The following is a 13048-nucleotide window of genomic DNA, read 5'->3' on the forward strand; positions in this document are numbered from 1 at the left end:
CCAGTCGAAGTAGTAGTTGTTTTGGGGACCGAACCAGCCGACATTCCACGCACGATTAATAGCACCATAGACATTTTCTTCCGTTGCCCATCCCCAGCGTTCTGAGGTGATATGTCCATCACACCATAATACATTTGCCCTGCCCCAGTGGCGAAAATGTATCGAAGGCGACATAAATACTCCTTCCTGCCCCCTTGGATAATCTGCGGAAACCATCAAGGGCGGTTCTACAAAACTGTACTCCACTATATATCCGTTCTGTGGCATGCCACTATCTGCAAACATAATCGTCTCCGACGGGTTTTCAATCATTCGTTCATGCATCCCCGATTTACACGCTTTTACAGGGTCTTGTTCGATACTCAACATCGAGCCGACATACGCCATGTTATAGCCATATCCCCCCGAACCCGATTCGAATGCATTGGGAACTTCGCCCAACTGACGATACTCAAAAAATTCCGGGCATTCCTTGATTCTCCCTTCAGGGACATATTCAAAAAGCGGTCCTTTACGAAAATCAAAAGGTGTATTCGGATTTGGTGTTTCTCGTTTTCCATGCCACCTGCATTTTCCCCCAAAATGGTCCGGTTCAGAACCCGGCAATAAGAAATCATACATATCCGATGCAGAGGGAACATAATATCCGTTGTTTTCACTGGCATACATTGTATTGGCTAAATATAACTGTCTCAGATTATTGACACATGAAACACTTCTTGCCTGAGCACGTGCTCGTGATAATGCGGGGAGAAGTATCATTGCAAGAATGCTAATGATGGCAATAACAACCAGCAGTTCAATTAGAGTAAATCCCATATATTTATTATGTTTATCAACGAACATTATATGTATCCTTTAGCCACATCTTCCCCCTCATAAGCAAAAACGCCACTATGATTAACATTAAAGAGATATTAAAAAATTTTCCTGCTACAGGAAGGGCTTGAAGTTCAATATCAAATTCGCGACATATCAATAAATTTCCATGAGGTTCGTCATATATACATATTTCCAATTGTGTAGTTTTGCGCTCCGATAGAGGTTTTACAACAAAATAAATTCTTCCCTGGAAGATGGGTATCTGATGTCCTTCTACTGCAGGTTGTTCATCCCGCGTTATAATAATTCCACCCGCAACATCAACGGTTACTACTCCCGACTGAACAGGATTCCCATAAACATCGAAAATCTCATCAGAAATAAAACTGTAATAATTGCTTCCCGCCCCAAAATTCCACACATCCGGGACATAGCCGGGTAGTCCAGGTAAAACTTCAATGAAGGTTTCCCCTCGTATCGTATTATCTAAACTCTGAACGGTGATTTTGCCTCTACCTGCTACGGTCCCTGCCTCCAATTCAATATTCAATTCTCCATCTCTAACCGCAACCTGAAGACCTTCGGTCTCTGTATCATCATCTCCATTCAGTATATTTAGTAAAAAAGAGTTAACCGTGAACATAGTTCCATCAGCTACAGGCACATTATTTGCATCTTTAATTTCATCTCCAATAATTCTTACCATCTCACCATATCCTGCCACTCTTGTTTGTGCTGGATTGGCTACCAAACGGATATGTCCCTGACCGGGATTAATATCGCCCTCCCCTGCTACTGAAAAGATACCCAATATCCCTGTATATTGTGTCTGAAATCCTATCTTATTATTCACAAGATCTCTATCTACGACATTGACATTCGCATTTGTCCATTCTGTTCCATTCCAACGATAAACACTCAAAGCGGATTCATCCAATCCTTCAATCTGTCCTGCAGTATATTGGACGGTTATCTTTGGTAATGCAACCTGTGCGGATTGAAAATCATTAATAGAAGAGATAAATTGAACAAATACCCCCCCTTTTATTAATCCTGACACACCCACTGTTGATGGGTCGGAGACTGTCTGCAACTCTACATTACAATTGTAATCTCTTGTCCCCGTCCTACTACCTGAAGAAAATAAAGATACACAAAGCGTACCATTTTGATTGCATGCAGTCCCTAATTCCGTTCCTGCAGGACTTCCTCCCCACTCCATTGGGACTTCCAGAGGGAACACCGTGCTTTCAGGTCGGTTTGGGTCTGTCCCTGAGACCCGTGTTTCATACTCATCAAGAATCCCATCACCGTCCGTATCAATATCTGGTGCAACATCTGCAAATGCCATCACTTCCGTTGCGAAATAACCATACACAGGGTCAAGAATATTGGGTATCGTTGAAACCCGTATAAAATCAAATTCATCAAGATTTGCTGGGTTCCCTGATTCATCCACAGCCCACGCAATATCAAATGCATCACCTCCGCCGGTTCCAAAATCAATACCTACTATAAAGGGATTATCGGGTCTTACATAATTATCTCGGTAAGGTAACATAGTAGGATTCGTATCCGCATATCCCCAAACGATTTCATTACTGGTTGAAGTTACAACACTCCCAACAAATGGCGGAGTATTTGTCATTAAACCCTGCGGGAAAACATTGCGATTCAAGTTTTTACTTCCGGGGATAACATACCATTTATCATCGGGTAACCCATTCTTATTTTCATCCTTTGATATTTCAATCAGTCCCGGTTCAATAAACTTTCTCCGCATATCTCCCCCAACCCAAAATGCATTTGAATAAACAATACAGTCCAACCCCATCGGATTTAGGGCTTCATCCTTCACAGGTGTTTTAAATTTAACAACAAGGTAACTTTCTTGAGGTTCACCTGGTGTGCCAATAGAATAAATTCCATTTAATGCAGGCAAACTTGCTCCAAACCCCATTGGTGAACCTAAAACCAATTGTGGATTTGTAAAACCTACATTCTGATTCTTGCCAAAATAGGCTACTACTTCATCCGCCCATGGGTCATCCGTAGCATAGGAATATACCGCTATAACATTAAATAATAGGGTGATTAATAAAAAATATTTTATTCTTTTTAACATCGCATCTATAGCCTTTCAAAAAAAACAATTCAGGCTACAGACGGAGGATTAAACACTGGAAGGAAGATTGTTCAGCCCTTATTTACAAGGACTGCCAGACATCAGCCTTCCCGCGAGACCTCAGTCTGTTCGCTCAAATCGGACAGTAACCGGCAGGTCTTCGGACTTGCAGGCACAAACACAAACCTACTTGGCTCGGCTTCCCAGACCTATGTCCAGTGCCATAACGAGCTGTTCGTTCCTGCTCACCGCTGCGGGGCAGTTCCGGCTTCGCACCGGATTCCCTCTTAGCACCCTGTATACAACTTCGGGTGACCGGCAACAGAGCGATTTATTTCTACTTAAACTTTATATATTATTAATAACATAAAATATAAAAAAAAATCAAATAACAAAAACTTTTTTCAAAAAATATGGTATTATATTTATAGAACAAATTAGCGAAGGAGTGAACATGCCATTGGATTTAAGTAAATATCAAGGACAACAAACACCGCCAAGTAAAGCCATCGGTTTATGGATTTTTAATATTGATGATAAGGATATATGTTTCTGGGGAAATTATGATGAAGTAGTAAAAACTGCGGAACTTTATCTAAAAACAAAAAATATGCAAGACAAAACAATTTATCTAATTGACTGTATTGATTATAGCTACTTCTTCAATGAAGATTTTTCCATTAACCGATATATAAAAATATCATAAGTATCTATCTACCAATATCTTACAATTATAGTAACAAAAAGAATCTCAAATCCGTTTATAAAGGGAATAAAATTTTATCCCGAAAATTTGGCAAAATTTTGTGAGATATGCTATAATATCAATGATAGTGATTGTATTTATTAAAATGTGATTATAAGGATTTATACTATGTTATCTTTCATGGACGTCCGTTGCCCACATTGTGGAGCACAAGGTAGAATTGTTCTACCTCCCTTAGGAACAATATTAATTGGACCTTGTCCGCAATGCAAAGGAATGGTTGCTCTATTTAATGGCACCACATTACCATTAGACAGTAAAATTATTTTAGAAGGCACAATGGATGAAAAGAAAAGACATGTAGCGGAAGTATTTAGCAATTTTATTGAAGAACGGGTAGAGGAATTTTTTAAACCCAGAAAAGAAGAAACTTCCTCGTTTGATTCAGACCAATCTGTAGAGCCATTTCAACCTGAACATAGAATTGAAGAATACAGCCGTAAATCGGGGAAGAAAAGACCCATTACAAAAGAAGAAGTCTCCCGATTCAAAGAGAAAGAAATTGACCTACTCGACAATCCTGAAACATTTAAAAAATATTTCTGTAACTAAGCAGATTTTTTTAATCTCCAAATAGAAAAAAGCCGGTAGGGAAGAGGCAAATTTCACATGCACCTTAATAGGAATAAGCGTATCTATTATTACATGTATTTAAATTAATTTTGTACTTCGTTTCTTTTCATAATGTTATAACCTACTGCGTTAATTTTTCACTTTGTGCACATGATACGCGATACAATTCCCATGCAATTGCTGAATTGACTACCCCACTCGATGCTAACGCTGGTACATCATACCCTGCTATTGGAACACAGGCATCTCCAAATGGCCACATGGGGTCAATCCATACTGTATCTTTGTCTGTTGGAAAGTCACGGTCCATATACGGTGCTACATACACAGCCTTGGCACCCGCAGTTTTGGCTCGTTCAAGCATATTCCGTGGCGGATGTTGATAACCGATGTGAATCACCACATCCCCCGCAGAATAAACATCCTTCGGTTCGGGAATATAACTAAAGCCAGCATTCCATACCTCAGACCGAAACAAACTGCCTATAGCAGTTTTACTAACTTCATCCGGGAAAAGATGTCCCATGCTATACATTGTGAGTGTGCGACCTGCTCTTTTTGCCTCAGCCACCCATCTACCTACTGTGTCGAAATCCAAACGATGACGCGACTCACAACGTCGTAGCATTGCAGAAACACGCATCGCATAATCCTTTGCGAGAACCCCAGGCGGAATTGGCGAAACATTATGTGTATCATGCCAAAAAATTCGATTGCCCTGATACTTCTGCATTCGTGGTATACCTCCATAGAGTCCAATGCTTTCAAACAGCACTGGCATTTTTCCCAACCGCGAACATGCAGATACCAATTCACCAGTAAACATCCACGCATAAATTGCCATCGTTAGTGTTGGAGAAAGACCATAGTCACACATCAACAATGTCATTGCTCCTGGAATAGGATGAGTAACACCAAAAACGACCCAACATGCCCCTGACGTTGATATAGCTTCTGGTACTGGATGTTCTGCATCTGCGAAAAACAGTACGGCGTCGTTATCCATAGTAATCGTCTCTGGTAAGATAGCAGTAAGCATCAATCCTCCAGCCCGACCCGTTATCTCGCTTACCAGAGCTGGATTTCCACCAGCATAAAGTTCCCCACCTGCGACAATTCTTTTTGCTACCATTTCCCCTGCCTGCACCATTGCAGGGATATCTTCCTGTGCTCGGTCAAGGGCATCTGCTGTCCGCAGTAGATACGAATCTGACATTGCACCTATAATCATAATCGCACTTATTACAATAATCATATATATCTCCTGTTTCAGTTTCTTACTACTTATATATCATTTGATAATAAATGTTTACCAATCCCATCTATTCAGCATAACAGAAAAATTTCAATCTCTACAATTTAAGTAATACGTGTTCTAAATTGTTTATTACCTTTTAATAACCTCTAACATTACAGATATTTTCAGTAACTAATCCCTCCAAATTATTCGTTGTATAAAAAAAATCATATATTTGATTTTAACCACAGTATTATCATATAATCACTTTATAATACGATATGTCGCGGGGTGGAGCAGTCTGGCAGCTCGTTGGGCTCATAACCCAAAGGTCGCTGGTTCGAATCCAGCCCCCGCTACCATTGAAATTAAAAGGACTTGCACAAATGTGTGAGTCCTTTTTTCGTGTCAATAAACTATAATCGACCCATTTACGTTTCAACAATAATCTAACGTTTATAATAGGTTTGATTAAAAAATCGTTATTATTAACGATATTCGTTGTTTCCTTGCAAAATATGATTTAATTACATTTATAATGTATCATTAAACAAGGAAATAACGATGACGAATTTTATTATTGCACGGTTCCTTCTATCCCTCGTTTTTACATTCTCATCTCCACCAACATTTCAGGATTTGATGAACCCCGATGTATTTCCCGACCCACAATGTGGAATGCTTGTAGAAAAAGCAGAGATTGTAAATGGTAAATTATTTATACAGACTACAGGTGCGAAATTCTCACTCAACCCAACTGGTGACGGAACTTTTCAGCAACGGATTGGACACCCTCGTCCTGTCCTTACAATAAAACTGGGGACAGGTGTTATAGAAGTTCCACCAAAAATAATCGCTAATTCACTTGGACGTGCTGTTATATCTTATGATAAGTTTAATCTTCGCATCAACGGCGATTCTTTATTCATGTTTCAGGCATTAAAACCTCTTACAGTTACAGTATCCAAAAAAATCGATGTCGGTTTTCATGCCTCATACAAAGCGAATCATGTAATTTTTGATGAATATGGTGGTTTTGGTCTATGTTACTCAGAACAAGAGACGGATGATGAGTTCAATCCTTACGGCGAGACAACCGCAAAATATACCATTCCTCCCAACGCTGTGTTATGGATAGGTGTCTGTCCACCAAAACCATATAATTGGGAACGTTCCATTCATGATAACATCGTCTGGCACTGGTCAAATCAGTTAGGTTATCCTCCCGACACCGAATTAATATCATGGGCAAAGGAAGGAAACATCATCCTGCTTCAATCAGAAGTAATGCTATGGAAAGACTGGAACCTTGCTTTCATCCCGAGATTAGGCGAATCAGAATTTGCCCGTGTCCGAGATACCTGCCATCAACACGGACTACGATTTATTGTCTATACAAGCCCATACTATTTCTTAAAAGGCACACCCTTTGAATCACAAGCCATGAATTCATTCGAAAATTTCAAAGGTTGGCCACCAGGTGATGCTACAGGTAGAAACATAGACCTATTTTTGTCAGAAATTTATCGAGTGATGAAAGAATACAAACCCGATGGTTTATATTTTGACGGGCAATACACAGACAACCCCGCACCATTATATATGCTTGCCAGAAAAAGTCGAGAACTATTAGGTGAAAATGGCATTTTAGAATGGCATTCAACATGGGCTCTTGGCAATGGACAATGTTTCCTGCCTCAAGCCGATGCCTACATAGACATTATCCTTCGAGGTGAAGGACAAGACACGTTATACAAAGACTTTAATTATCTTCGCTACTTCGTCTCATGTTACAACACCAGCAACAGTATCGGTGTGTTATGCACCAATGGACCTCATAAGCCCTCTGCAGATACTATTGACCGACTCCTTAAAGCCAACTGTCGGCTTCATACAATTGTTGGTTGGCTACAAGATAAAGAAATGATGAACCTGCTTAAAACACACTATCGAAACAAACTCACCCCAAAACTTCGTAACGAAATTGAGCAATTAGCAATGGAACGACAAAAAGAAATACCAAACATCTCAAAGAAGAGAGCCAACGAAGAGAAAATGTTACTTCAAGAACCTTCATGGGAAAAACCAATTTTCGTTGAGGAATTCAACAGCATACCTGACTGCGAATTACACATCTCCCCACAGAACAACAATCCCTTCTCTGTTCAAAGTGGAATCATGTCCATCTCCGCTTTGCCTCATACATACGCATACATTACCTGTCCATTAGACAACATCATTCAGGGATTTACTGTTCGCTTAAGACAAGGCACTGACAACGGAATGTCATGGGGTCCAGCAGTTCAAATCCGTTGGGAAGACGACTCACGCTTGAGGGTTGGACTCCGTAGCGATGGACTAATACAACTTGACATCGGAAGCGAACAAAAACTATTCAAAGGATTTAATCCTAACGAATGGATTCAATTGCGAGTCCGCTGGACAGAACACATAGGACTAATCGAAATATTGAACCCAGATAATCAATGGCAAAAAATTACCCGCTTCAATCATGCCTGCCCTATTCATACTCCCGCAAAAAATGTATCCTTCGGCAAAGTCCCCTATAACGGCGAACCCATCGACCACACCGATAATAATAACCTTCTCCCTGGCACCAACCAATGGGACACTCTCTCCCTATTTTAAGTACTCCCACCTGTCCGACTCCTCCGCCTCGTCCGACCTGTCCGACTAATCCGATTAAAATTCTATCCCTAATTGCCTCAAAGCCTCATAAATTTTCTCACGCTCTTGCCTTGTTATCTTACCCTCTCTGGCACGAACTATTATTTGCACTTCTTTAAATTTCCCGTCAATAAACTTTATAACTTGCATAACATCGCTTACCTTCCCCTTGGGTAGTGGAAAATTCAATTCAAGTTCTTCTTCATATATGTCCTCTCTCTTACTCTCTATTGCCTCTTTACCAATTATTTGTTCTGTTGAATATGATGTGCCCAATCCATTCTTTACAACTACAGGTTCTTGAGATTTTTCTTCACCTCTTTTTTGTGGTTCACAATGATTCTCTGCAATAATCACTTCATTATTCTCAAAGGAAACATTCGGTACTTCCTTAAAATATCTACAGACAGCCTTATCACCGGATAATTCCCCCAAACCAAACATGCCCTTACTCACCCCTTCCTTAATAGCATCTTCCAGAACGGACTTCGATAACAATCTTGACTCTCCAGGTACCCGATACGATGCATTCAATATCTGTTCTGTTATCACATAGTCCTTTCCTTTCAAATAACGCTCTTTTACAACTATTGGCGCGATTCGTTCTAATATCTCCCCCTGCGACCGCAGTCTTTCATACACCTCCGCAACAATACTCTGCACATTACCATGGGTTGCAATCCCCAAATCATCAATCTTATATCCTTCCTTAGTAGGGATTCCTACCTGACGATATAACCTCCGTATCGTTTCTACCAATTCCTTGTCCATCTCCTTTACTTTACTCTGTATATTCTTCTTCTGCTCATCCGAAATTTGCAATGTCATATCTTCCAATATAGATTTATGCGCCTTGTATTCCCGAATAACATTCTTAAACATCTCTCGCTCACTTTCCATCGGAAAAAGGAAAAATACCGTATTACAATTTACCCGTGGACTGGCCCCTTTTTTCTGTATCATATTCAAAATAACATCTTTATCTTCCCACGGCAAAATTACCAGTTTCATCTCATTAGTATCCGGAATATTAGATGGATTTCTCTCCCATATATATACCCTTAACTTATCGTGTTTCGTGTTTCTCAAAAGCAACTCTCGTTCCATCTCTTGAATATCAGAATCCTGGACATTTTCCTTTTTAGTTAATAAAATCCTATTTATATTCGGTTTATTAGAAAAATAATATTTGCCCCCATGATACTGAATATAAAACAACTTATTCTTTAATTGTTCTATCGCCTCCGTAACCGCACTCGAAGGATTTCCTATAGTCGTCGAACACCGTTTAATTTCACTCAACGTCGCACCCCTTTCCTCGCCACCTGAAAAAGAATACATAAAAATAGTTGTTGCAGTTCTCGTTCCCAGCTTTAAATTCTTATACATACTTCCCGACTCACGATTAATTCTCTCACTCCCAGAATTATAATCCGTAATGTCCTGTGCTATTACACTATTAAACTCACTTCCACAATATCGAAGTAATTCCTCCCGCACCTCATGCTTCATTAATGGAAAATCAGCAACACTAATATACGGAACCTTTTCTTTAATTAAGGCCCCTACAACAAGAGCCAATAATCGCAAAACACCCCGCGTCCGTTGAAAATTAGGAAGACTACCCCAACGATGATACAGAACATCTATCACCTCCGGCATGAAGGGATACGATGCTAAAAAACGGTCCCGATACTGAGTAATCTCTACACCCGAAGGTAAAATCTCTTCCTTTTCCGCATATTTTATAAACTCATTCACTACCTTCTTCACTTCGGACATTTCAATATTTCGAAACAACCTCTGACGAATGACACTGGCTATTTCCGAATCCTGGACCGGAGTATAAATCTTTTCCATTCGCCCCGTTACCTTCTGCAACTGAGCATACATCTGTTCCGATATATTATCGTAATGCTCCAGATGGCTTGACGGCAAAGTAATTACCAACGACACCTTTTCTAACGATGAGACCGTTTCCGTCAATTCCTGAATAAAAGCCAATGTTTGCCCTCCTAAATTACTCTCACCCACTTTGTATCCGCTCGCCTTCGTCATATATTCCAGCAACTCATCTATCAATATCACCAACGGTTGTTGTGGCTCCAACAATTTCCGCAATTTATCTTTCCCCGGTGATGTAAACTCAGTAAGCAATTCATTCTTACCCATCAATTGTCTTTCCAGCAAACCCCACAATGTCGTTCTTGCCTCCAAATTAGTCCCTACAATAACCACAGTTTTTGCATCCCATTCCTTCCTCGCCCGATGATATATAGCAATCAAGGAATGCGTCTTCCCTCCACCAAATGGCGTTTGCAACTGTATCACAGGGTCACCACCTTTGCCCTCTATCCGACCTCGTATTATCTTTAATAGACTCTTTAATCCTTCTGTTTCATATGTCTTCTGAAAAAACAAATCCGCATCTCGATATTCCGTAGGCCCTTCATTATGCGCTACCTGCCAGAGGTCCGCCGCGAAAATATCCATTGTCAACCTACCCGAAACTATATCCGCATGAGGATTCGCTATAGTATGAAATGCCTTCATCCAAACCATCTCCTTTTTTTAATATTGTCATTTAATTTTAACAAAAAAAGAAATAAAATAATAAATTACATTACAACATATAACCAGAGTACCCATTGTAGCGGGAGCATCCCTGCTCCTGAACCCTAAATAACCACTCCAGGAACAAATACACTCCCCCTACCTCAATCCCTTAAAACAATTCCCTTTGCTCTGGCTTTGTTGCAAGTTTATCTATTTCACGTAAAACTCTTTCTTTACCCGTTAAAAATCCTTCCAACAACTTCTTCTCCTTACTCTCATTCGGCAAACACTCCGCCACTGCCTGCCCAACACGATAAAACGCATCACTCTTCCCATATCCCGTCTCCTTCAACAATTTCAACAACTCCTCCTGCTTACCCTTTTCCCACAACAATAATACACGATGCAATACATCTATCAAATCCTTCCCCCCTTTTAATTCTTCCCCTTCCCGTTCCGCAGGTCCCAGTACACGCACATACTCCTTATCCTTTCTTATGAAACTTCCCCGCTTCGACCATTCCTCCGTAAGGTCTATACCACAACTCGTTGCCAGCTTCCGTGCCTCGTCAAATTCTACCCGTGCCTCTCCATACTCCCAACGATACAACACATAAAATCGGGTCAACTCACTTATCTCCCCTGCAAAACCATTATGCAATATCTTACGCACCGCATAATCCGTCGCTATCTTCCGTATCTCCTCCAACATTACATCCGCACGAATTACCTCCCCCTCATAATTCATCACCTTCTCATACTTCCCAAACACCTCTATCCCCGCACCTATCGCCGAAATAAAAAAGTCCGACCCACTCACCCCCTCATCCCACAATCGCTCCAATTTCTGATTCAAATACCGCTTCAACTCTTCCAAAACCTCATTATAAAACCCCGTCTCTTCCCGCTTCATCTTACGCCCAACAATATATATTGACGACGCCAACGATGCCGTCTCATTCGCATTTAATCGCGATTGCATCTCCGTATTTACTGGCCAGGACGCCGTTACCACCAAACCCGAATCCAGCAATGCATTTATCACCGTTTCCCAGCCCGATGTCGATTTATGTGCATACACAATCACCGCTATCCCATCCGGCTTCAATATCCGATACATCTCCTTAAACGATAACCCTAACTGCTCCTCAAAAAACCTTTTTGCTTTCTCCTTGTCCTTATGTAAGGGGACATTAGCGATTATCTCCCCTTTTTTAGGTGTAAGAGGTGTGATAAACAACTCCGGATACAGATGACCTATACTCCGTTTCAACCACACATAGAAAAAATCAGATAAAGCCGCATAACTAATATTATCATAATAAGGTGGGTCCGTTAATACCGCATCAAAATAATTATCCGGATAGGGAAGCTGTGTCGCAGAAGCATGACTAACAACAGGAACCACAGTCTGAAAATCTGAAATCTGTGAAATGTTCAATAAGCTTCTATTTATATATTCTAATGCTGTCTTCCAATCGCCAGTTACTTCAGAAAAAGGATTAAATTCAAAAAAATCCCATGTCATAGGTAATGCCTGCCTTCCAAATACATGTGCTAAATACTCATCAGAAACAGACCAAATGCATAATGTTGCACCTTTATCTACTAATCTATTTACATTTAATGCAAGGTAGCTAACCACTGCTTTAGCAAAGTCGGGTGGATATTGTAGTTGAATCATTTCCTCATACGCCCTGCGAACCGCATCACAAAAAGTTATCAGACTCAACTTCTGCCTCGAATTAAATAAATCGCCCCATGTTTCAAATTTATATCCTCTTCCAGCTACAGTCGTAGGGTCTCCCTTATCCATATTTTCATCAGGCACGGGCTCCATACCCCATTTCTCTCGCAATTCTTCCACCTTTCGGGATAATGCCTTCTCCGCACATAGATATAATTCCATATCTTCTTCTGTGGCTATTCGATACCGTTTCCCCCTCTCTGTTCCACCTTTCCCCAAAGTACGGTTTTCCTCACCAGCTAAATAAACCACCGCTATCATCCGCTGGCTTGATTTCCCCTCCTGAAACAACTGCCTCGTGGTCTTATCATCTATCACCGCACCACACGCAGGACAGCTTACTACCGCACGGGCTACAGTCCCTTTTTCCGGATCAAAACTACCCACCGGCAAATCCAAATTTAAAATATCGGGCTTCTCAATAAACCGCCATCCTTCCTTATCCTTCTCTACAATCCCAAACTCAATCGTATTCCTCTCCTTATCTACCACCGGATACAACGATATCTTCTTTCTATCCTTCTTAGCCAACCA

The 13048-nt window shown here is 40.7% G+C and carries 8 protein-coding genes, 1 tRNA gene and 1 riboswitch; of the genes, 4 read left to right on the forward strand and 5 right to left on the reverse strand.

The features are described from left to right. Together PLJ10_12220 and PLJ10_12225 are read right to left on the reverse strand one after the other, a co-directional pair. A partial coding sequence (locus PLJ10_12220) for a type II secretion system protein (GenBank protein ID HOK10409.1) occupies positions 1 to 846 on the reverse strand: 846 nt, incomplete at its 3' end. Further along, a complete protein-coding gene (locus tag PLJ10_12225; GenBank protein ID HOK10410.1) occupies positions 836 to 2947 on the reverse strand; it encodes a thrombospondin type 3 repeat-containing protein in 2112 nt (703 codons plus the stop codon). The genes PLJ10_12220 and PLJ10_12225, both read right to left, overlap by 11 nt. Before the next feature lie 133 nt (positions 2948 to 3080). Beyond that, positions 3081 to 3282: riboswitch (cobalamin riboswitch) on the reverse strand. 119 nt (positions 3283 to 3401) lie between these two features. Here PLJ10_12225 and PLJ10_12230 point away from each other — a divergent pair. Further along, positions 3402 to 3653 carry a hypothetical protein gene (locus tag PLJ10_12230; protein ID HOK10411.1) on the forward strand — a complete coding sequence of 84 codons (252 nt, stop codon included), beginning with the start codon at positions 3402 to 3404 and terminating at the stop codon, positions 3651 to 3653. 168 nt (positions 3654 to 3821) lie between these two features. Continuing rightward, the gene (locus PLJ10_12235; protein HOK10412.1) at positions 3822 to 4265 is read left to right on the forward strand and encodes a hypothetical protein; all 444 of its coding nucleotides are present in this window, start codon (positions 3822 to 3824) and stop codon (positions 4263 to 4265) included. A gap of 142 nt (positions 4266 to 4407) precedes the next feature. On the opposite strand, the gene PLJ10_12240 is transcribed toward PLJ10_12235, so the two are convergent. After that, positions 4408 to 5541, reverse strand: a complete 1134-nt coding sequence (locus PLJ10_12240) for a hypothetical protein (protein ID HOK10413.1) — start codon at positions 5539 to 5541, stop codon at positions 4408 to 4410. A gap of 267 nt (positions 5542 to 5808) precedes the next feature. On the opposite strand from PLJ10_12240, the gene PLJ10_12245 reads away from it, so the two are divergent. Next, positions 5809 to 5885: transfer RNA gene (locus PLJ10_12245), tRNA-Met, on the forward strand. Positions 5886 to 6087: 202 nt separating this feature from the next. Beyond that, positions 6088 to 8172, forward strand: a complete 2085-nt coding sequence (locus PLJ10_12250; protein ID HOK10414.1) for a hypothetical protein — start codon at positions 6088 to 6090, stop codon at positions 8170 to 8172. 54 nt (positions 8173 to 8226) lie between these two features. Here the strand turns inward: PLJ10_12250 and PLJ10_12255 are convergent, their stop codons facing one another. Together PLJ10_12255 and PLJ10_12260 are read right to left on the reverse strand one after the other, a co-directional pair. Then, positions 8227 to 10764 (reverse strand): DUF499 domain-containing protein, encoded by a 2538-nt coding sequence (locus PLJ10_12255; protein ID HOK10415.1) that lies wholly within the window; start codon positions 10762 to 10764, stop codon positions 8227 to 8229. Between the two features lie 172 nt (positions 10765 to 10936). Then, on the reverse strand, positions 10937 to 13048 hold a 2112-nt coding region (locus tag PLJ10_12260; protein HOK10416.1), incomplete at its 5' end, for a DNA methylase.

The organism is Candidatus Hydrogenedens sp. (genome assembly GCA_035361075.1).
Taxonomy (GTDB): domain Bacteria; phylum Hydrogenedentota; class Hydrogenedentia; order Hydrogenedentales; family Hydrogenedentaceae; genus Hydrogenedens.

Coding starts and splice junctions, on each gene's coding strand:
- PLJ10_12225 (HOK10410.1), bottom strand. CDS start 2,947: ATGTTAAAAAGAATAAAATATTTTTTATTAATCACCCTATTATTTAAT.
- PLJ10_12250 (HOK10414.1), top strand. CDS start 6,088: ATGACGAATTTTATTATTGCACGGTTCCTTCTATCCCTCGTTTTTACA.
- PLJ10_12255 (HOK10415.1), bottom strand. CDS start 10,764: ATGAAGGCATTTCATACTATAGCGAATCCTCATGCGGATATAGTTTCG.
- PLJ10_12235 (HOK10412.1), top strand. CDS start 3,822: ATGTTATCTTTCATGGACGTCCGTTGCCCACATTGTGGAGCACAAGGT.
- PLJ10_12230 (HOK10411.1), top strand. CDS start 3,402: ATGCCATTGGATTTAAGTAAATATCAAGGACAACAAACACCGCCAAGT.
- PLJ10_12240 (HOK10413.1), bottom strand. CDS start 5,541: ATGATTATTGTAATAAGTGCGATTATGATTATAGGTGCAATGTCAGAT.